At 33.9% G+C, this 21,626-nt stretch carries 15 protein-coding genes; 1 reads left to right on the forward strand and 14 read right to left on the reverse strand.

Annotation, left to right across the window (positions count from 1 at the left end; genetic code table 11):
- Positions 1-23: 23 nt before the first annotated feature.
- The 7 genes from NZ698_RS06500 to NZ698_RS06530 all read right to left on the reverse strand — a co-directional run bounded on the left by NZ698_RS06500 (position 24) and on the right by NZ698_RS06530 (position 9,391).
- Entirely contained in the window at positions 24-1,118 is a 1,095-nt protein-coding gene (locus tag NZ698_RS06500; RefSeq protein ID WP_263002263.1) for a hypothetical protein, read from the reverse strand.
- 85 nt (positions 1,119-1,203) lie between these two features.
- Complete coding sequence (gene ychF / locus NZ698_RS06505) at positions 1,204-2,295, reverse strand: redox-regulated ATPase YchF (RefSeq protein ID WP_263002264.1); 1,092 nt, start codon at positions 2,293-2,295, stop codon at positions 1,204-1,206.
- A gap of 231 nt (positions 2,296-2,526) precedes the next feature.
- Positions 2,527-3,078 (reverse strand): ferritin, encoded by a 552-nt coding sequence (locus tag NZ698_RS06510; RefSeq protein WP_263002265.1) that lies wholly within the window; start codon positions 3,076-3,078, stop codon positions 2,527-2,529.
- A gap of 326 nt (positions 3,079-3,404) precedes the next feature.
- Complete coding sequence (locus NZ698_RS06515; RefSeq protein ID WP_263002266.1) at positions 3,405-5,006, reverse strand: glycoside hydrolase family 10-like protein; 1,602 nt, start codon at positions 5,004-5,006, stop codon at positions 3,405-3,407.
- A 179-nt stretch (positions 5,007-5,185) separates the two neighbouring features.
- Positions 5,186-6,301 (reverse strand): M23 family metallopeptidase, encoded by a 1,116-nt coding sequence (locus tag NZ698_RS06520; RefSeq protein ID WP_263002267.1) that lies wholly within the window; start codon positions 6,299-6,301, stop codon positions 5,186-5,188.
- 227 nt (positions 6,302-6,528) lie between these two features.
- Positions 6,529-8,337: a translational GTPase TypA gene (gene typA / locus NZ698_RS06525; protein ID WP_263002268.1), complete on the reverse strand. Its 1,809-nt coding sequence runs from the start codon at positions 8,335-8,337 to the stop codon at positions 6,529-6,531.
- A 505-nt stretch (positions 8,338-8,842) separates the two neighbouring features.
- A complete protein-coding gene (locus NZ698_RS06530) occupies positions 8,843-9,391 on the reverse strand; it encodes a type 1 glutamine amidotransferase domain-containing protein (RefSeq protein ID WP_263002269.1) in 549 nt (182 codons plus the stop codon).
- A 232-nt stretch (positions 9,392-9,623) separates the two neighbouring features.
- On the opposite strand from NZ698_RS06530, the gene NZ698_RS06535 reads away from it, so the two are divergent.
- Complete coding sequence (locus NZ698_RS06535) at positions 9,624-9,980, forward strand: hypothetical protein (RefSeq protein ID WP_263002270.1); 357 nt, start codon at positions 9,624-9,626, stop codon at positions 9,978-9,980.
- A 925-nt stretch (positions 9,981-10,905) separates the two neighbouring features.
- Here the strand turns inward: NZ698_RS06535 and NZ698_RS06540 are convergent.
- From NZ698_RS06540 to NZ698_RS06570, 7 genes are all read right to left on the reverse strand, one after another.
- Complete coding sequence (locus NZ698_RS06540) at positions 10,906-11,151, reverse strand: DUF1294 domain-containing protein (protein WP_263002271.1); 246 nt, start codon at positions 11,149-11,151, stop codon at positions 10,906-10,908.
- Positions 11,152-11,290: 139 nt separating this feature from the next.
- Positions 11,291-12,736 carry a 5-methylcytosine restriction system specificity protein McrC gene (locus tag NZ698_RS06545; RefSeq protein WP_263002272.1) on the reverse strand — a complete coding sequence of 482 codons (1,446 nt, stop codon included), beginning with the start codon at positions 12,734-12,736 and terminating at the stop codon, positions 11,291-11,293.
- Between the two features lie 2 nt (positions 12,737-12,738).
- Positions 12,739-14,682: an AAA family ATPase gene (locus NZ698_RS06550; RefSeq protein ID WP_263002273.1), complete on the reverse strand. Its 1,944-nt coding sequence runs from the start codon at positions 14,680-14,682 to the stop codon at positions 12,739-12,741.
- Positions 14,683-14,721: 39 nt separating this feature from the next.
- Entirely contained in the window at positions 14,722-15,315 is a 594-nt protein-coding gene (locus tag NZ698_RS06555; protein ID WP_263002274.1) for an ImmA/IrrE family metallo-endopeptidase, read from the reverse strand.
- A complete protein-coding gene (locus tag NZ698_RS06560) occupies positions 15,299-16,915 on the reverse strand; it encodes a restriction endonuclease subunit S domain-containing protein (RefSeq protein ID WP_263002275.1) in 1,617 nt (538 codons plus the stop codon). The genes NZ698_RS06555 and NZ698_RS06560 overlap by 17 nt, the downstream gene beginning before the upstream one ends.
- Positions 16,908-18,524, reverse strand: a complete 1,617-nt coding sequence (locus tag NZ698_RS06565) for an HsdM family class I SAM-dependent methyltransferase (RefSeq protein ID WP_263002276.1) — start codon at positions 18,522-18,524, stop codon at positions 16,908-16,910. The genes NZ698_RS06560 and NZ698_RS06565 overlap by 8 nt, the downstream gene beginning before the upstream one ends.
- A gap of 7 nt (positions 18,525-18,531) precedes the next feature.
- Entirely contained in the window at positions 18,532-21,591 is a 3,060-nt protein-coding gene (locus NZ698_RS06570) for a type I restriction endonuclease (RefSeq protein ID WP_263002277.1), read from the reverse strand.
- Between the last annotated feature and the right edge of the window lie 35 nt (positions 21,592-21,626).

A 21,626-nucleotide genomic window follows, 5' to 3' on the forward strand; every position in this document is an offset into this window, starting at 1 on the left:
TATAAATCAAATATAAAGATATATTATGAAACTATTCCACCAATATTTTTTAAAATCCAGACTCCATTTTTAAATTCGACGCTGTAATCTATTATTCCACCACCACCTGATTCATGAATATAAAATAAGTTAGGATTTTTATCATCCTTTTTAAATTTAGAATAACCGCCGTTAAAGATATCGGTGACCTGCACGTAATAAGGTTGTTCACTTTTTTCTGTTGGCATTATTAAAACTTTCGCATCGGGATCTATATTTTTAAAATAATCACAGTCCGTTTCATATGGCAAAATGAAGTAAGCCATTTTATCCAGATTTTCTTTTACTATACCTAAATGTTGAGAAATAAGATCTTCATATAATTCAGTAAATTTATTTTTCTCAGATTTAAAGAGAGGATTATGATCATGAAAATCATCAATTCCATCATCGTCTGTATCTTTTTTATCCGGATCTAAACCGAAACTGTTTTCAAAAATATCATTAAAACCATCCTGATCAGAATCTTTGATTAAATCTTCCAATTTAATTTTGAAAAGTTTTCCATCATCTAAAACAGAATAATCATCATAACCAGGCAATCCAGAAACTTTCACGATTTTAACCAAACTACCTTCAAGCTGGAGGAATCCATCTTGTATAATTGGGCTTCCTTGAATTTTATTAAAATAATAATGACTAAAACTTAAACCCAGAAAATAAGCTGAAGCCTTTTTATTTTTAATTTCTAAAAGCCAATAACCCAATCCGTTTCTTCCTAAAGCATATTTTGAATTTCCTGAAATTTGCTTAAATGAATACTCAAATTGATTAAAAAATTTATCATTAAAATCAGAATATATTGAATCCTGATCTTTCAAATATCTTTCACTTTTTTGAAGATCATATCTTATATTACTCGACTCAATACTGTCAATTTTAAAGCTTCGATACTTTTTAAGTTTGGTGATTTCCAGATAATCAGGTTTATTTTTGATTATTTCTTCCATATCAAAGGGTTCTTCAATTTCAGAACCGTTGAAATAATTTTCATTTTCCTGAATAAAACATTTTTCTTCAAGACTTTTGGAACATGAGGAGCAAAACAGAATAACTAGAAGAAAACTAAAATATTTCATAACAAAGTTTTTATAAATATAGCAAAAACGCTCCCAAATTCATGGGAGCGCTCTTTTAAAATACTATAACTAACTTTTAATACTTTTAAACATTAAATCTGAAGTGCATAATATCACCGTCTTGTACGATGTATTCTTTTCCTTCAACAGAAAGCTTTCCAGCTTCCTTTACTTTGGCTTCAGTTCCGTAACTTACGTAATCGTTGTATTTAATTACTTCTGCACGGATGAAACCTTTTTCAAAATCAGTGTGAATAACACCTGCAGCTTGAGGAGCTGTCCAGCCTTGTCCGATTGTCCATGCTCTTACTTCTTTTACTCCAGCCGTGAAGTAAGTTTGAAGTTTCAACAGATCGTAAGCTTTTCTGATTAAACGGTTTACACCCGGTTCAGTTAAGCCTAATTCTTCAAGGAAAATTTCTCTTTCTTCGAAAGTATCCAATTCGTTGATATCAGCTTCGATCTGAGCAGCTAAAACCACTACTTCAGCGTTTTCTTTCTGAGCCATTTCTTCAATCTTGGCAATCCATTCGTTTCCGTTTTTAATAGAATTTTCGTCTACATTACAAACATAAAGAACAGGTTTGTTGGTCAAAAGCTGAACATCTGATATAATTGATTTTGCAAAATCATCCATTGGGAATTCTCTTGCATTTTTACCGTCTTCAATAAATTTTTCAAGATTATGAAGCGTTTCATACGTCAGAATATCTTCTTTCTTTCCGGACTTGATGAATTTTTTAGCTTTCTCAACTGCTTTTCCAACAGTTTCCAAATCTTTCAATTGAAGCTCGATATCGATAATTTCTTTATCTCTCATCGGATCTACTGTACCTTCTACGTGAATGATATTTCCGTTTTCGAAACATCTTAAAACATGAATAATCGCCTCGCATTCTCTGATGTTGGCAAGGAACTGATTTCCTAAACCTTCACCTTTGCTCGCTCCTTTTACCAAACCGGCAATATCAACGATCTCTACAACAGCCGGCAAAACTCTTTCAGGATTTACCAGTTTTTCAAGCTCAAATAATCTCTGATCCGGTACAGAAACTGTTCCCAAATTAGGCTCAATCGTACAGAAAGGATAATTGGCTGATTGCGCTTTAGCATTGCTTAAGCAGTTAAAAAGAGTTGATTTACCTACATTTGGTAAGCCTACGATTCCACATTTCATAACGAAATTTTATTTTATTAGTGTTATGCAACCTTTCGGTTTCATATTGTAAAATTCAAAGTTTTGTCTTTAAAGTTCAGAGTCTGAAACAAATCCAACTTTATATTCTGAACTTGAAAACCCTCAACTTTAAGCGTGCAAAGATAGTAATTTTAAGGTGATTTTCATAATAAAAAAATCTGCCAACTAATTGACAGATTTTTAGAAATAATAATTTTTATCGAAGCGTTTTTATGGATTTGCTCCTGTCGCATCCTGTGCTTGTTCGGCATCATCAGGAAGTGTTTCTAATGTTTTATCAAGGGTAAACAGTGATTCGTCACTTGCTCTGTCTCCACCGGCAATTTTTAATTTATCAATTAAATTCATTGCAAATGTTTCCTCTTCAATTTGTTCTTTAACAAACCATTGTAGAAAATTCCATGAAGCCCAGTCTTTTTCTTCAAAAGCAATATTGACTAAATTATAAATTGCTGTCGTATTATCTACCTCATGTTGGAAGACAAGATCAAAACAATGGCTTAGACTTGTCGGTTCGTCGCCCGGAGAAGGAAGTTCTGTAATTTTTGGTTTTCCACCTCTGTTAAGAACATATTGCATAAATTTCACAGCGTGATCTCTTTCTTCCTGCGCGTGACGAAAAAGGAAATTTGAAATTCCACCATAACCTTTATCAGCTGCCCAAATTCCGTAAGAGAAATAAACTCTTGATTGTAAATCTTCGGTATTCATCTGGTCACTCAATGCCTGTTCCAGTCTTGGTGAAAGTCTATTAGTATTCATAATCGTATATTTTTTTAGTAATTATACTCAATGATACAAAAATGGTTCCGAGACTATGATTTTTAATAATAATCAAAAACCACAAATGTACAACTAACTGTTTTTCATATATTTAAACAAATAATTTATAGTCAGTCTAAAATAAAAAAGCCAGATCATCAATCTGACCTGACTTTTAAAAATTATTTTAACAACTAAGCTTCACTTAGTTATAAAAATTATGAATAGATTACTTTCCCGAAGATTCAGAACAACCTGTTCTTCGAAATAACAAAATTAAAAACTCTCCGACTCTCCAACTCTCAAACCCTCTACCTCTCAAACCACTACTTCACCATCTTCGCCATATAATCACTCTCATTCCCCAATCTATCAACTGCTTTGATGGCAATTGCATTAAGAATTTTCCCGTCTTTGTTTTTTGGAATTTCTCTTGAAAGGTTTTCCAAAGTCAGGATTTCAGTTTCCCAAACTCCGTTGTATTGTTTGAAAAGAACCCATTGAAAGACATTTCTGATATTTTTTGAACTCCAGCTTGTCTGGATAAAACTTCCGTTGTCGTTTGTAAATAAAGTAGGTTTTTCTAATGGAACAGATTTGATCCACGGACTTTTGGGTGTTAAAGCTTTCTCTTTATACGGTCCATTTTTCAAAGTCGGAAGCATATTTGAATTCTTTGTTAAACCTGCAATGCTCCAGTGAATTTCACCTGCGTCATTACTTAAGATTTGCCTTGACAATTCAATCTGATTTTTAATTTCCGATGGTCGGTCTGAAACTTTAATTTCAACCGTATTTAGTCCCGGCCAAAGATGACGGTTCATTGTGTTTTCAGATTTCCACCAGTTTAATAAATTGGCAAAAGGCTGTCCTTTTGATTCAATTGGCCAATATAATTGAGGCGAAAAATAATCTACCCAACCTCTATTCAACCATAATTTGGCATCGGCATACAGCTCGTCATACTGTGACGAACCCACAACTCCTTCTGGAAATCCGGGTTTCCATATACCAAACGGACTGATTCCAAACCGCACATAATTTTTTTCTGCGTGAATTTCTTTATAAATTCTTTCAACAAATTTATTGACGCTGTCTCGTCTCCAGTCTGCCCTTGACAATGTTCCGCCGGAATTTAAGTAAGCATTCCAGCTTTCACCATCCGGAAAATCTCTTCCACTGTTATACGTTGCGTAAGGATAAAAATAATCATCAAAATGAATGGCATCCAAATCATATCTTTTCACCAAATCTTTTACGACATTCGAAACATGTCCCTGAGTTTTAGGATTAGCTGGATCAAACCAATACATTCCGTTTCTTAATTTAATGACAAGATCCGAAAGTTTATTGACCATTGACTGGCTCGAAACCGCTCCACCGTTGGAATGATGCGCTCTGTAAGGGTTTAACCAGACATGAAGTTCCATTCCTCTTTTGTGAGATTCTTCGATCCAGAACTGTAAAGGATCATAATTCGGATAAGGCGGTTCTCCTGTTTTTCCTGTCAGAAAGTATGACCACGGTTCCAATTCACTGGTATACAAAGCATCTGCAGACGGACGTGCCTGAAAAATTACTGCATTAAAATTATTTTCCTGAAGCATATTTAACATACTGATCGCTTCCGCTTTTTGCTGCTCCACTGATAAATTATTTTTTGACGGCCAGTTGATGTTAGCAACACTCGCAATCCATGCTCCACGAAACTCACGATTGATCGCAGGAAGGTTTACTTTAAAATCTTCTTCGACCGGTGTGGTTATTTGTGGTTTAAGCGAAACTACGGAATCTTTAGGTTTCGCTTTGTATCTATTTTCTTTAGAAGTATTTTTAGCAGTAGAAGCACTTTTCTGTACCGAACAAGAACTGCTGAAAGAGGCGAAAAAACCTAAAAGGAATAGTATTTTTATTTTGTTGATTTTCATAGATTGCAATAAGGAAAGTTAACAGTTTTAATTAAGAAACTTCTCACTCGCAAGTGGAAGAAATGCAAATTTAGAAAGTTGAAATAAAATTAACAGTACAAATATGGATATTTGTACAATTAATTTGCATCAGCAATTTTAAAGCGTATTGATAATATTTTGTTAAAGATAAACAAGGATTACCGCTCAATCCTTTCCTTAGTTACAAATCCTTCGATACCATCCTGAGTTCTGATGTGATACCAGCTTCCGTCAGTGGAAAGAATCACAATTGGTCTCTTTAAATCATTTGCAGATAATATCTCGTATTGAGTTCCGGGACCCGATCTCAGATTGCTTCCTGCCTTAAGATAGTTTCCTGAAAATTTTTCTGAAGTGGATGATGATATCAATTTCGGAACTGACCGTTCACGAATGAAAGGATAAGGATCGACAGCACCGCCTGTGGAATAAATTCCAAAATGCAGATGGGTTGCTCCTCCTGCAGCATTACCGGTATTTTCCACCAAACCTAATGTGTCTCCGGTTTTCACTCTCTTTCCATCTTCGGCTAAGATACTGTCGAGATGTGCGTAGTAATGTGAATTTCCAACTGTATCGCCACGAAGCCACACCTGTTTTCCACCGAGTCCCTGATTTCCGGTTCGTATAATATATCCATCTGCAACTGCTACAACCGGAGTTCCACGGGGTGCAAAAATATCAACTCCTTCATGGCTTCTGCCACCACCGTCCCGACTTGCTCCCCAAAAACTCTGAACATTCTTATTTCCTTTTCCTGCAACAGGGAATTTAAGAGATGGCTGTGTGTAGATTTTTATTTTAAATATTTCGCTATAGCCAATTTCAGGCTGAATGACCAGTTTGTACCAACCATCATTTTCAATCTGTTGGGAAAATGAGTTGTCTTTAATGATCCCCGTTTTTATTATTTCAGAACCGGAATTTTGACTGGACAGATCGATAAATATTTTCTTGTTCTCATCAGACATTTCTGTTTCGATCACCAGCAAATCCCCTTTTGCAAGTTCGATTGAATATCCTAATGCATGAGAAGTTGAATGACCCGGATTGATGATCAACGATGTTCCGTCTTTAATTTTTAATTGATTGACAGAAGCTGTAGAAAAATCTTTCTTCCAATTGGTCATGAGACTGTCTGCTCCAGAAAAGCTGCGTTCGTACTTTGCACGCTCGGAGGTATTAAAAACATTTTTAGGAATTTTTAATCCGTCACAGGAAGTGAGGGTTAAAAATGAAATTAGGACGACAAGAAATGATTTGTATCTGACCATGAGTGGTAGAATACAAAAATTTAGCCGTAGGATTGAAAATAAATACAATATGTTCTTTTGTATTATTACTTTGATTTTGGCTGCCACTCAAACAATGGGAATTTCTTAACGGAATTTTTTTAAAATTTTTTAACGCTTTTGTTTCCGATGTCCATTATTTTTAATAGGTCTGCCTAAACAAAAAAGCCCCGAACAATCGGGGCATTAGATATATTTTAGATTTGAGATTAAGCTTTCGCTCCTCTTTCAATTCTTTTTCTTTCTTCTTCAGAAAGTACTTTCTTTCTCATACGGATGAAGTTTGGAGTTACCTCGATTGCTTCATCAGATTGAATATATTCCATACATTCTTCAAGAGAGAATAAGATTTTTGGTGCAACACCAGTATCTTTATCTTTACCTGAAGCTCTCATGTTATTCAACTGCTTAGCTTCAACGATGTTTACAACCAAATCTCCCGGCTTATTTTGCTCACCGATAACCATACCTGCATAGATTTCCTCACCCGGATCAACATAGAACTTACCTCTATCCTGTAATTTAGCGATTGAATATTCTGTAGCAGGACCCTGAGTTTTAGAAATCAATACTCCATTACTTCTTCCAGGAATCGCACCTTTGAAAGGCTTATATTCTGTGAAACGGTGTGCCATAATAGCTTCACCTGCAGTAGCTGTCAACATCTGAGAACGCAATCCGATCAAACCTCTTGAAGGAATTTCGAATTCCATGTGCTGCATTTCACCTTTAGTTTCCATAATGTGAAGGTCACCTTTTCTCTGAGTAGCCAAATCGATTACTTTAGAAGCAAATTCTTCAGGAACGTCAACAACCAAAGATTCATACGGCTCTAATTTTTGTCCGTTCTCGTCTTCTCTCAAAATAACCTGCGGCTGACCGATCGTCATTTCGTACCCTTCTCTTCTCATTGTTTCAATTAAAACTGACAAGTGAAGAATACCTCTACCGAATACCAAGAAAGTGTTTGCATCACCAGTCTGCTCAACTCTTAATGCTAAGTTTTTCTCTAATTCTTTAGTCAGTCTTTCTTTCAGGTGGTTTGAAGTAACATATTTACCGTCTTTACCGAAGAATGGTGAATTGTTGATTGAGAACGTCATGTTCAACGTAGGCTCATCAATTGAAGTTCTTGGCAATGGTTCAGGATTTTCAAGATCTACGAATGAATCACCGATCTGGAATGCATCGAAACCTACAACAGCACAGATATCTCCGGCTTTCACTTCAGATACTTTTTTCTTTCCAAGACCTTCGAAAACGTATAATTCTTTTACTTTTCCTTTTAAAACTTTACCGTCAGCTTGTGCCAAACCGATCCACTGAGATTCTTTGATCTCTCCTCTGATCACTTTTCCGATCGCAATTCTTCCTAAGAAAGAAGAGAAATCTAGAGAAACAATCTGCATCTGTAAGTTACCTTCCTCAACTTTAGGCTCAGGAACATATTGTAAAATCCCGTCTAATAATGGGAAAATGTTTTCAGTTTCTTCCAATGAAGTGTTGAACCAACCTTGTTTTGACGAACCGTAGAATGTAGGGAAATCCAACTGCTCTTCAGTAGCTTCCAGGTTGAAGAACAAATCAAATACCTGATCGTGAACTTCTTCAGGACGACAGTTTGGTTTGTCAACTTTGTTGATTACTACCAAAGGTCTAAGACCCAATTCCAAAGCTTTCTGCAATACGAATCTTGTCTGAGGCATTGGTCCTTCGAACGCATCTACCAACAAGATTACACCGTCTGCCATTTTAAGAACTCTCTCTACCTCACCACCAAAATCGGCGTGACCAGGAGTGTCGATAACGTTGATTTTAACGTCTTTATAAGTTACAGAAATATTTTTTGATAAAATGGTAATCCCTCTTTCTCTTTCAAGATCGTTATTATCCATTATTAATTCTCCACTTTCCTGATTTTCTCTGAAAATGTTTGTAGCATGAATAATCTTATCAACCAAAGTAGTCTTACCGTGGTCAACGTGTGCGATAATCGCAATATTTCTAATGTTTTGCATGAATGATTTTTACGGGTGCGAAATTAGTGATTTTTAATGAATTAACCATAAAAACTTTTATTAATTAACAAATTCATAATGAGGGGGTTTTAGGAAATGAGGGTGAGGATAAGGTTTAGGATTTGCGAAATTATTTTTTTCCCCGACCCTAAAGGGTGAAAATAATTTGTTTGTAGTTGGGGGATTTAGATAAACAGAGGATGAGGCAAAGGATAAGGTTGAGAATTTAGAAATTATTTTTTTCCCCGACCCTGAAGGGTGAAAATAATTTCTTTGTAGTCGGGGATTTAGATATACAGTGGTTGAGGATGAGGATGAGGATGAGGTTGAAGATATGTGAAATTATTTTTTTCCCCGACCCTAAAGGGTGAAAATAATTTTGTCCATGATTGTATTTCTGATTATCAAAATAAATAGTAAATACTAACAACTAAAACCTACAACTAAAAAAGAGACTCAGATTAATTAATCCAAGTCTCTTTTTATATATGCACATTAAATTTGATTATGCGTTCTGGTCTTCGTGTTTGCCTTCTTTGATCTCTTCGACCATTTTTGCATTGAAGGCCGGAAGATCTTTCGGAGTTCTGCTGGTCACTAAACCATTATCAACCACTACTTCACTGTCTTCCCATAATGCTCCCGCATTTTTCAGGTCTTTGCTGATTGAATCCACTGAAGTCAGATTTCTACCCTCTACAATCTCAGCGTTGATCAGAATCTGCGGTCCGTGGCAAATTGCTGCAACCGGTTTGTGCTGAGTGAAAAAGTCTCTTACAAAACTTAAAGCCTGTTCGTTGGTTCTTAACTGATCCGGATTGATCACGCCACCCGGTAAAACCAATGCATCGTAATCAGAAGCCGAAGCCTCTTCTAAAGTTTTATCGACGTTATATTCCTGTCCCCAGTCTTTCTCTGCCCATGCTTTGATGGTTCCCGATTTCGGACTGATGATATGAGCCGTCCAACCTTGTTTTTCCAAATGTTCTTTTGGAGATTTCAATTCGCTTTCTTCAAATCCATCGGTCGCCAAAATGGCAATTTTCTTTGACATAATATTATATTTTTTGGTGTTAATCTTTCAATAGTTAAGAAAAAATAATGCCGAGGCTGGGTCTGGGAATTATAAATATTTGTTAAAGTGGTCTTTGGTTGACTTTTGTTGGTTGTTGGTTTTAATGAAAATGATGGCAAGTCAAAAACAATAATAATATCATAAAACGAAACTTATCTTTGATTATGGCAAACTAAAAGTTTCTACATTTGTTAACCTTAAAAATAAATCGATGACAGTACAGGATTTGGTCGGCAGCTACTCTATTCAGGGAAGTAACCAGGAAGAAACGGATTATATTTCCTATCACGGCTTTCTGACGCTTTCTCTTGATCAAAACAACCGCATTATCGCTCAATGGATCATCGGTGACCACAAACAAAACGGAACAGGATTTTTTAAAGATGATATTTTAGTGATCAATTTCCAATATGAAGGTGAAGATCAGAAAGTGTACAAAGGAACTGCTGTTTACCGTTGTCTCACTCAAGATATTCTGGATGGCTTCTGGTCGGAGAAGCATGGTGATCCGCTGTATTTGGGGAGTGAGTATTGTGTGAGGATTAATACGAGTGAGTTTTTGAATTAGATATTTGGGTATTTGTTTTGGAGAGGTTGTACTTTCGGGCTTCGATTCTTGATACAATTTTCTGCGGTGCAGAAAATCACTCGAATTGAAGGGGGAATCTGTAATGTATAGCTTAATTAATTATCGGTCGTCTCTTCGAGTGATTTTTTGAAGAAAAATTGTATCGAGAAGTTTGTGCATTCGTTTTGGAGAGGTTGTACTTATGGGCTTCGATTCTTGATACAATTTTCTGCGGTGCAGAAAAGCAATCGAATTGACGGGGGAATCTGTAATGTATAGCTTAATTAATTATCGATCTTCTCTTCGAGTGATTTTTTGAAGAAAAAATTGTATTGAGAAGTTCGTGCATTCGTTTCGGATAAGTTGTTCTTGCGGGCTTCGATTCTCGATACAATTTTCTGCGGTGCAGAAAATCACTCGAATTGACGGGGAATAGCTTAATTATTTATCGGTCGTCTCTTCGAGTGATTTTTTGGAAGAAAAATTGTATCGAGAAGTTCGTGCATTCGTTTCGGATAAGTTGCACTTTCGGGTTTCGATTCTCGATACAATTTTCTGCGGTGCAGAAAATCACTCGAATTGACGGGGGAATAGCTTAATTATTTATCGGTCGTCTCTTCGAGTCATTTTTTGAAGAAAAATTGTATAGAGAAGGTCAGGCTTACTTTCGGATAAGTTGTTATTGCGGGCTTCGATTCTCGATACAATTTTCTGCGGTGCAGAAAATCACTTGAATTGACGGGGGAATTTGTAATGTATAGCTTAATTTATTATCGGTCGTCTCTTCGAGTGATTTTTTGAAGAAAAATTGTATCGAGAAGTTCGTGTTTTACAAACCTATGTTACTAACCAACCTTGTCAAGGTTCATCAGGACATTGCAAATAACCTTGACAAGGTTGAATAACAGATAAGTAAAATTACTTCTTACTGGTTCGTCAGATGTTCTTTTAAAAGGAAAATAATTGCCAACTGTACAACGACCACCACTATCAATTTGAAAATGAATGTTTTCTTTGAGAATTTATGCCTGAAATATGTCATTCCGATTAGAGCCCCAAAAGTACCCCCAACAAATGTGAGAATCAGCAAAACACTTTCGGCGAGTCTCCTCTTCCCGTTTTTAGCCAACCGCTTATCCCATCCGAATGCAAGGAATGTTAGAAGGGTCACGAGGATGAGGTAGTATTTTATGGCCATAGGATAATTGTTAGGTATTTTATTGTACAAAGTGCATGCTGGGATTTAACTCCGGTATTACCTATTGCCTATTTTGTCAGTGCGGAAGGCATGCGATAATTAGAGGTTATGATTATTTTAATATCGGTAAATTAACACCTATCTTATAAATATGGTGATAAGCTTGTATAGCATTTTCCTGTATTACTAATTTTTCAATTTCTAATTTACTGCTATTTTGACTATCAATTGGCTTTGGATAAATAATCAGACATTTGATCTCTTCAGTTATTAGAGGAAACTTATTTTTCACTTTATTTAACCTTGCATATCCTGCAACCTGTCTTATATCTTGATGAATCTGGCTGTAATTGTATTTGAGTTTATATTTTGCATCAACTACAATTTTTTGATTACCACTACAAATTAAAAAATCCAAAGCATTTCCATTGGTTGAGAATTGATAGTTTAAATCTCCTACATTGAGTTCAGGGTTATCTTTCAGTAATTGTGCGTATACATACAATTCAAACATTTTTGGCATATCTATCCAAAATGGAGGTGTAGAGATTTTTTCTTCTGTTGTTTTGCTAATATTATAAGAAAATCTTTTTAAAATCTGCTGTCCAGTGTTAATAGCTTCTCTGTATTCCCTGAAAAAAGCATTGTGTTTATAGTTTTTAATTTCGTTTACATTTATTTGCGATCCAACGTGCTCAAATGACGGTCTAATGTAATTGATTAACCATGTAATATCATTTTTATCTTTAAAATAGAGATTATTATTTTCAACATAATTAGTACAAAAAATAAAAACTTTATTTAGAAAACGGTTTTCCAGAGAATCTTCTCCGAAAACCTGATATTCACAAACCGTATTTGTGAGTTTGTTTTTAAAAATGTTTTGTTTGATTTGTTGTCCAACTAAAATTTTTCCTTTTACTCGGTTTTTAAGATTTTCCTGTTTTTTATAATAAGATTTTTTTAAACCTTTTCTTGTGATGTCTTTCAGGACATTTAGAAATTTAACAACGAGAAAAGGAGTCAATAAATCTTGTTTCTGAGTAACTTCAATTTCTTTATCGTCCCAATCGATCAGCAGTAGATTGTCTGTATGTTTTGACACTTCTGAGTGTGACATAATCTGCATCAGCATTCCGATGACATTTACTTCATATTCTTTATCTGAAATCTTAATCTGATCTTTAGTTTCTTTATCCCACTGTTCTATTTCTTTTTCAGAAATCTTTTCATTGTCGGTATCAGAAACATTTTCAAAAGATTCTACAACCTTATTATTCAGCTTAGGCTCTACCTGTATATAGCGGCTTTTATCTTTTGTAAGCCAGTCTATACCTACATAATAATCGGAACTGATATTAATTATCTTATCAGCAATTTGATGCTTCTTAAAACACAGATATTCTTTACCACGTTCTTTTTTAAAAGTACGTAGTGATATCTCAACAGTCTGATCGGTAAAAGAGAACAAATGTTTTTCTCGTTCTTTTTCAAAAAGAGATTTTTCTTCTGTAATTGTTAATTTATGAGAAGTATGTTCTTTTAAGATAATGCCCATAATTATTGAATCCTCATATCAAGTGTAGTTTCAATAGAAATAACTTGTTTCAAAGCAGTTTCTTTTAAAACACCATCTCTAATATACTCTAAAAGAATTGGTTTGATTTCATAATTCCAGCGTGTTTTAATATCTCCACCATCTGCAGTTTTATCAATAAAATAAGAGTGTCCCAAAGCAACATCTTTAGGTTCAAATTCCTGAGAGAGGAAGTCAGATTTTGTCTGGTAATCATCTTTTGTAAATAATGCTTTAACTTCTGAAAACAAGTCTGTGTAAAACTCTCCTTCTTTCATCTCAGCAGTTAAATCTTTTGGTAACACCTCTATAAACGCAAACCTCCTTCGTATTGCATAATCAATATGTCCTACACTTCGGTCTGCTGTGTTCATTGTTCCGATGATATAAAGATTGGGAGGAAGAATTAATTTATTTTTCAGTAAAGAATCATCTACTGAATACATACTTTCCACTTCTTCGCCACGGTATTCTAAAGCGTAAATCAGTTCACCTAAAACTGAGGAAAGATTGGCTCGGTTGATTTCGTCTATTATTAATACAAAATTTTCAGGCTCTCTTACAGCTGTATCAACTTCTTCAAATTTTGTTGTAATAGAATTCTTAAAGTCTGAAAATACTTTGTAATAATAGCCATAATGCTGTTTTGCTGAACCAGAGATATTCGCCAATGCTTTAAATGCTTTTTTGTCTGCCGGATCACTTAAAAAAGCTTCCTTAATATCACTGAATTTCATTCTATGTTTCGCAGATTCAAACCAAGAATCGCCGGTGTAGTAAAAAGCAGATTCATCAATATCAAAAAGTTTAACTTTATCTGTCAATCGATATTCGCCTGTATCATCAATTTTAGATTGTACCGTTTCTACAAAATTATCAAACTGTTCATTTACCCACTCATTCTTAGACAATATACTATCTGATTTTGTTGATTTATGATAGTTTTTCAAAGCCAGTTCTGCAAACTCACCCAAAGTCTTATTTACATTCTTATATTCAATTTTTTCACCTTTTGATTCTGCTACAATTCCTCTTACAAAATCTTCGTAAGTATAGCTTGGGTGAAATTGTATCAGCTTAATTTGATCGTTATTCTTTAAATCATTAAATCTATTGAATAAGTTTTTTGCTAAGGCGTCAGCGTAAGATAAAGTATTACTTTTTCTTTCTTCACTACTTTTCTCCCATAATTTCCCAATATATGAATCGTATATTTGTTTCCTAGTAGGAGATCTATCTTCACCATTTGTAGATAGTAAAATTGAATCTTGATTGATTTCTTTTATAATATATTTTGTTGATTCTTTTCTTGCTGATATTTCTTGATTAATTGTAAAAAAAGAAAATATATTCTTTTCTGAAATTTTAGAATTATTACCAATCAACTCTTTTGCAATCAACTTTGCTTCTCTGGTTTTTCCCGTTCCTGGAGGTCCTTGTAAGATGATTTGTTTTTTGTATTTTAGAATATCTAGTTTTTCTTGTGTATCCATTTTATTCATCTCGGAAATTATTGAATTAAACAAATCTGTGTTTTTATTGATTCTTTTAATTGTATTGAATGAAAAGGTATGGCGTAAAGGTTTTACTGTACCATATTGACTACCACTTAAGGTAGCTTCTTTCATACCATATATGTGAATCCCTCTTTCTTTATTACTTTGGTCAAAAAAATACCATTCTTCAACAGGGGCTGTAAGATTCCACTCTTCATCATCAGAAGTAAATATTTCATTTGCTTTACCGTACGCTATAAAGTGACTCCTATATTTAAGTAACAGAATATCACCTTGTTTAATTGCATTATAAGTACCTTTTTGTGGAGTGTTTTCGTGAAGAATGAATGCCTTTTTTTCAACAATTCTATTAAGATTTTCTTCATCGTAACCTTTGTCTTTTTCTCCTACACTACAAGAGTAAAATTTCATTTTTATATGATTAGTTAATAGTTTTTTTTAATGTGTAACTTACTTCTCAAATTGAAAGTCCGCCAATTTAAGCTGTTTTAATCTAAACCTTAATGCCGTTTCCGACACCCCATAACGTTTTGTTAGATCATTTTTTATTGATAGCCAAACTCCGAAAGTATAATCATTTTTGACTAATAAAAAATCTTTGATTCTCTTTCTGCTGCGATTTTCTAGTATGCTTAAAAAAGCTGTTTTCACTTTTTCCTTCGGCATTAGCAAGCAACTTGCAAAATAATTAGCCTCTCGTTCAATAGGATTTTTTTGATGTTCTTCTTCAGCAATATCACTATTCGTACAAAAACCTAAATTGCTATGTAAGTTATGTGACAAAAAATAGTGTCCTAATTCGTGAGCAATGGTAAAATGCTTACGACCAATATTATCAATATCTTTATTAACGAAAATATAAGCTTGATCTTTATTTTTAGTTAATGCTCCAACAAAATCAGTATTTTCAGAATTTACTTCTTTATATTTAATTTTTTCAGAATGCATTATTTCTTGAAATACTTTATGAACCCCACCTTTTTTGACATATTTTGACAATACAGAATTTGCTATTGTTTCTATTTCATTATTTGTCTTCATCATCCATTGCATCAAACAATTCTCGTAATGTCGATCGATCTATATCCCCTCTTGCTGCTAACCCTTCCTCTTTTAGCCATACTTCAAAAAGTTCATCATCACTTTTTTGAGAAGATCTATCATAGGATGCGTCTAATTTTGCAACTATTCCCAAAACTTGCGCTTCTGCTTCTCCCACCTTCACCTGCCCATTCATCAGCATGGGCAACAGCCAGTCTCGCAATGCAGAGAGTTCTTGGTTTTGCTTAAGGTTTGATTGTATTTTTTTATCAGTTGATTTTAAAAATTCATAATACTTTTCTACGATTTCTTTTTTGGGTAGAACGATAGAATATGAATTCATAAAAGAATCAAAAAGAAAATTCTTTATGCCACTTGTTTTTCCTTCAAAGCCAAAGAAAACACCTGCATCATACAAACGTTGCCATTCTTGTTTGAAGTTGTAAATATACTTTTCATCTTTTATAGAAACTGCTTTACAGAAATTAGAACAAATAATGTCAGTATCAAACCTTTCTAAAGTACTTTCTGTTATCAAAGCAATTCTACCTGTAGATTGAACGGGACTCCCACCCGAAATTTCAACAACAAAATCATTAGGCATTAATTTTTTTGAAGAATTACTTTTTAAAATAAATCTTTCTGGAGTTTTTACTTCTCCTTTTCCATTAATTCCATTAATATCTGCACCTCTTATGCAATAAACTCTTTCCGTATAATTTCCTTCAATTTCTTCTTTTCCCCAATCACCAGCTTTTGTGTCTTTTATCCAATCATTAAAAACGGTAACCTCCCACCCTTCAGGAATTTCTCTTTTCAGGGTTTCGTTGTACACCATTTTCCCGCCAGAAGATTTGTAGTCTCGACTACGCTCGACTACCGTAATTTTTTCACGCTCAGCTACCGACTGTTGGCTGAGCGGAGTCGAAGCCAAGGTATCAGAAACTGGAAAATCAAACTGTACAAACCAATAATCATACAGCGTTTTTGCCATTGCTTCCAATTCTGCATTGATGCGGTTATTGAGTTTTATCTTTTTATTAATAGAATTATATATATTATCAATTCCTTCTAAAACGTTTTTCTTTGGTATTGGTATCGGTATATTATATAAATCTTTTTGATAAAGTGCAATTACGGTAGTTGTTCCTTTTTTACAAGTTTCAATAAGTTTTTTCCCAAATATTGTATTAAAATAAGCATTTATAAAAGAACCAGTTACATATTCTTTATGATTAATTCTTACAAGCATATGATTAAATAAAATATTCTTATTTACATCATAAACAACACAGGATTTGCCAACTAATTCTTTTGAATTTCTAACATTAATGAAAAAATCTCCATTTTTTATTTTGTAGTTATCAATTTCTTCACTTGTTGCAAAAGTTTTTGGTAAACCATTAAAAGTATAAGTGCCATTTTCATTTATAAAATTCATTTTGAAATAATCTATTCCATCAATTTCATTTAATTCTGAATTTGAACGTATTAATCCTTGTTGATAACTTGAAATAATATCTTTCCAATAATACCAAGTCCAGTTTTCATCTAGAAAATATGGTGCATTTTTTTGATTAAATGTAGAAACTAAATTACTCATACTTCAACCCTTTTAAATTCTCCAAAATCTTCTTATCCAGTTCATTTCCTTCTGCAAATAATTGGCTGAAATTACTTTCATAGGTTTGCATTTTCTGTGCAAATTCTTCTGTGGTAATTTCTATATATTCTATCTTCACCTCAAAATATTGTCCCGCAGAAAAGCTGTAATTTTTAGCCATTACCTCTTCTTTGGTTACCACTACAGAAAAATCTTCCTCTGCATTCTTTTGGTTCATGGCATCAATAATGCGTTGTTCTTCTTTTGGTTCAAGAACCGTTTTTTGGTTTTTGCCCTCTTTAATAGTTTTTCCCAGTTTGGAAGCATCTACCAAAACGATCTTTTCGCTGTCGGCTTCCTTGTCTATAAATACAATAGAAACATTAGTTCCGGTACTTGCAAAAATATTGCTCGGCATACTTACCACGCCTCGCAACCAATTGCGCTCTATCAGTGCTTCTCTTATTTTTCTTTCAATCCCGCTTTGTGCCGTGATAAAACCTGTAGGAACTACAATTGCTGCTTTACCTTTAGCATCCAGACTGTACATAATGTGCTGAATAAATAACAGATAAATCGCCATCGATTCTTTTTTTGTTTTTGCAATATTGGGAACGCCTGCAAAAAACCTTTCTTTAAAGCTGTCTTTGGTAAGGTCTGCCTGATAATCTGAGAAATCTAATTTAAACGGAGGATTAGAAACAATATACTTAAATTTTTTGCCCAAATGTGCCGGTTGCAAAATAGTGTTTCCTTTGATAATATTCGGGATAGAATGTTGCAGATTATTCAGAATAAGATTCAATCTGAGCATATTAGCCGATTTTTGAGAAATATCTTCAGAATAGATGGTGCAGTTTTTCTCGCCAATCGCATGTGCAATATTCATCAGTAGCGTTCCCGAACCTGCACTCGGATCATATACGCTTGCACTTTTTTCACCCTCTTTTACCAAGATAGCTGCCATAATTCGTGCCACAGCGTGTGGTGTGTAATATTCTGCATATTTACCGCCACTGTCGCTGTTGTAGTCTTTAATCAGATATTCAAAAATGGTGGCAAAGAAATCATATTTCTCAGTGAACATCTTCTCGAAACTTATGTTCACCAGTTTATTGAGCAACGCTCGGCAAAAAGCATCACGCTGTGAAGCATCCCTGATGAAAAAACTGATGTCATCAAACATTTTATCTTTAACACCCGTTGCAGAACTCACCGAATAAATATCGATATTTTCTGCACTGATGCTCCTTAAAGTTCCGTCAAAAATAATTTCCCCAAAATTGGGCTGATTGGAGTTATTAAACAAATAGGCAATTAATTGTTCGGGCTTAAGCTTCGCTGCTTTATTTCCTATTCTTGCGAGAAGAAATTGTTTCTTGTCTTCAGAAAGCTTTTCATAAGCAGACTGAAAATCTTCTGCCTGAGACAATTCCGGTTCTATTTTTTTTGCTTCGTGTATAAACTTATCGTTAAGATATTTATATAAAAAAACCTGCGAAATAATATTAAATTCGCTGGCGTCATTTCCTAATCCGTAGTTCGCACAAACACTTTTTAGTCCATCTATTAAGGTTTTGGTTTGTGCGATAAACTGTATCTCCGTCATTTTTTCTTTAGCTGTAAGTATATTGTTGTTTGTATTCTTTTACAATAAGGTCATTAATATTTTTGGTGGTGTTAAAATCCAGATTCATTTTCTGGGAGTCAATGAATTGCTGTATTACAATACTCATAACTTCCTGATTGAAGTAGGTTTCATTTTTTACCAGTTCCACATTGTGCAGACAAATATCGTCTATTACATTTTTAGTTCCCAGCAATGCTTCGTAAATTTGTATTTCTTTTGCAATAATGGTAGGATTGTCGACCAGCCTTTTATGGATTCTCACATATTTTTCATCATTTTCATATTTAGCTCTGAAAAGGGCATTTTTACGGTTCAGTTCTCGTACCTCATCATAAATTCTGCTCAGAATATGGATATTGTCGCGCATATCTTCCTGATTGACTTCATCTAGATTTTTATTTTTAAAAATACGTTCCAATTCTTCCCGCAGTGTTACAAACTCAGGATCTGCCGGATCTATATTGCGTTGCAGTTCTTCCCTGGTTTGTCTGAGCTGATTTCTGAGCTGGTCTGCCAAAATCATTTCTTCTTCAGAAATTTTGGTAAACTGGAAGAAGATATCTTCCAAAGCGGTATTGATTAAATTAGTATTATCGTTTTCATTATTGATACTGTCTACCAAATTTAAGGTATCTAATCTCCTCTGAACTTCTTTGAGAAGTTGATTGAGTTTATAGAAATCTAATAATCCCAGTAATTCATCATCTCCCTGTAAACGGATAATATTTTTTAGTTCTTTAGCTTTTTGCAAAACTTTGACAAGTTCTGACAATTGCTTTTTATCCTTAATATCGTCCATTTGCAAGCGGAAGCTTTCAGCATTTTTTATGTCATACTGAAATAACTTTTCCTTGATTTCTGAAACATCTTGATCTATTTCTTCTTTAGTTTTAAACAAGTTGCTGTAATTCTGCATTTCATCGCCTAATTCTTGCTGCAACTCCTGGAAATAGTTTTCATTGGTTTCTTTAAATTCTTTAGTGATGTCTGCAAAATCTACTACAAAACCGAAACGATGTTTTTTGTATGGTCTGTTTACTCGTGTTAAAGTTTGTAATAAGTTGTGGTTTTTTACTACTCTTGCTAAGTACAGTTTTTTAAGTCGAGGCGCATCAAAACCCGTCAAAAGCATATTATAGACAAACAATAAATCAATATCTCCATTTTTGAAAGCTTCAATTTCTTGTTTTCTAATATCTTTAGAATTGACGTCATGCAAAATAAGACTAGCTTTTAGAGGAGTATTATTTCCATATCTTTCTCTTTCTTCTCGTACCATTGCATAATCAAACTCCTGTTTTCCGTAGATTTTTTCAAACTGTGCAAAAAGCTCTTTTGCTTGTTCTGAAGTATCACAAACCACCATTCCGCCAATGGTTTCATCTTTCTTTCTGAAATCTTTTAAATCATTCAGAATATATTCCAGCATAGGTTCTGCAAACTTTGGGTGAGCAAAAATTTCACTCTTCGAAATATCACCTTTCAGAATTTTAATTTGCTCCATTACGTCTTGCATCTGCATTTGGTAAGTAGTAGCAATTCCTTCTCTAATCAACCGTAAGGTGTAGCCATCTGCAATAGAACGGTTATAATAATATTTATGGATATACTCTCCAAACAAAACTTTTGAGTCATAATCTTTTGCTACTTCTTTAAGAAGTGGAGTTCCTGTTAAAGCAATTTTTACGGCATCATCATCTGAACGCAAAAGATTTACAAGATAACTACCTTTAGGATTATAGCTTCGGTGTGCTTCATCTATGAAATAAATTCTCTGTATATTCAAATCATAATCAAAAGATTCTAAAACCGTACTGTCATCAGAAAATTTCTGAATATTTACTACAGTTATTTCTTGTTCTCCTGTACTATTAAGTATTGCACTTGCTTTTTTAATATCCTGTATAAATTCTGTTCTGGAATTGACCATTTTTACGGACAAACCTCTGGAGCGAAATTCGGTTTGTGCTTGTATTGCCAAATCTATTCGATCTACAATAAAATAAAATTTCGCAATAGTATTTTTCTTTTGGTAAAAATGAGAAAGGTATTTTACATTGTAGTATGCCAATGCTGTTTTTCCGCTTCCTTGTGTATGCCAAATAATCCCCTTTTTTATTCCTTCATCTAGTTTTTGAGTAATAGCTTTAGAAGCAAAAAACTGAGGATAACGCATAATATGTTTTTGAATAACAATATTTCCTTCTCTATTGGTTCTTTCTACATAGGTAATCCCGAACTGTAAGAAAAAAGCCAATCGCTCTTTAAAAAGTAAAGAAGTTATAATTCTGTTGGTAGGCGTTTCGTAGTTTTTATTCAGCTTGAACTCGTCAGTATATTTTATTGCGACAATATTATTGTCTTTTAAAATTAAATTTTCCAGCTCTTCATTTTCAGGTTTTAGAAGATTCGTATAATTCAATAATTCTTCTTCACGAAAATAATTAAACATTACTCCGTCTTTAGAAGGCGTAGCATAATAAGCACCCATAATAGGCTCTATAACTCCATCTTCATATTCCATATTATTGGAAAATAACATCATTTGCGTAATGTTGGTAAAAGCTCTGAAGTCTTTTAGAGCAAATCTTTTGTTGATCCTATTCCTTTCTGCAATAACACCTTCCTTATTATTTGGTTTCTTAACCTCAATAAAAACTAAAGGGATACCATTTACTAAAACAGTTATATCTGGTCTAAATTCCTCATCTCCTTTCTTGTAAGTTAATTCAGTAGTAACGTGAAATTCGTTATTATTAAAATTTTCAAAATCAATAAGTCGAGTTCCAGAAGTATTGCTTAAATTCCTGAAAAACTCTCTGCCCATATCATCATATTCCAGTTTTAAAGAAACATCAGTTAATAAACGCTCTACCTCATCTTCAGAGATATGAGAATTTATTTTAGAGATTGACTGTCTAAAAATATCAGGAAATATATTATTTTCTTGCAGTCTATCATGCCTATTTTTGGGAATATAGCTGTAACCCAATCTACATAAATGCAGAATAGCTGGTATTTTTACTCTAGAATCTTCGTTAAACATTATTAGCTTTATTGTACATAACCTTCAAATATAAT

Origin of the sequence: Chryseobacterium edaphi (genome assembly GCF_025628985.1) — a bacterium.
Lineage (GTDB): Bacteria > Bacteroidota > Bacteroidia > Flavobacteriales > Weeksellaceae > Chryseobacterium > Chryseobacterium edaphi.

Coding starts and splice junctions, on each gene's coding strand:
- NZ698_RS06500 (WP_263002263.1), bottom strand. CDS start 1,118: ATGAAATATTTTAGTTTTCTTCTAGTTATTCTGTTTTGCTCCTCATGT.
- ychF (WP_263002264.1), bottom strand. CDS start 2,295: ATGAAATGTGGAATCGTAGGCTTACCAAATGTAGGTAAATCAACTCTT.
- NZ698_RS06510 (WP_263002265.1), bottom strand. CDS start 3,078: ATGAATACTAATAGACTTTCACCAAGACTGGAACAGGCATTGAGTGAC.
- NZ698_RS06515 (WP_263002266.1), bottom strand. CDS start 5,006: ATGAAAATCAACAAAATAAAAATACTATTCCTTTTAGGTTTTTTCGCC.
- NZ698_RS06520 (WP_263002267.1), bottom strand. CDS start 6,301: ATGGTCAGATACAAATCATTTCTTGTCGTCCTAATTTCATTTTTAACC.
- typA (WP_263002268.1), bottom strand. CDS start 8,337: ATGCAAAACATTAGAAATATTGCGATTATCGCACACGTTGACCACGGT.
- NZ698_RS06530 (WP_263002269.1), bottom strand. CDS start 9,391: ATGTCAAAGAAAATTGCCATTTTGGCGACCGATGGATTTGAAGAAAGC.
- NZ698_RS06535 (WP_263002270.1), top strand. CDS start 9,624: ATGACAGTACAGGATTTGGTCGGCAGCTACTCTATTCAGGGAAGTAAC.
- NZ698_RS06545 (WP_263002272.1), bottom strand. CDS start 12,736: ATGGGCATTATCTTAAAAGAACATACTTCTCATAAATTAACAATTACA.
- NZ698_RS06550 (WP_263002273.1), bottom strand. CDS start 14,682: ATGAAATTTTACTCTTGTAGTGTAGGAGAAAAAGACAAAGGTTACGAT.
- NZ698_RS06555 (WP_263002274.1), bottom strand. CDS start 15,315: ATGATGAAGACAAATAATGAAATAGAAACAATAGCAAATTCTGTATTG.
- NZ698_RS06560 (WP_263002275.1), bottom strand. CDS start 16,915: ATGAGTAATTTAGTTTCTACATTTAATCAAAAAAATGCACCATATTTT.
- NZ698_RS06565 (WP_263002276.1), bottom strand. CDS start 18,524: ATGACGGAGATACAGTTTATCGCACAAACCAAAACCTTAATAGATGGA.
- NZ698_RS06570 (WP_263002277.1), bottom strand. CDS start 21,591: ATGTTTAACGAAGATTCTAGAGTAAAAATACCAGCTATTCTGCATTTA.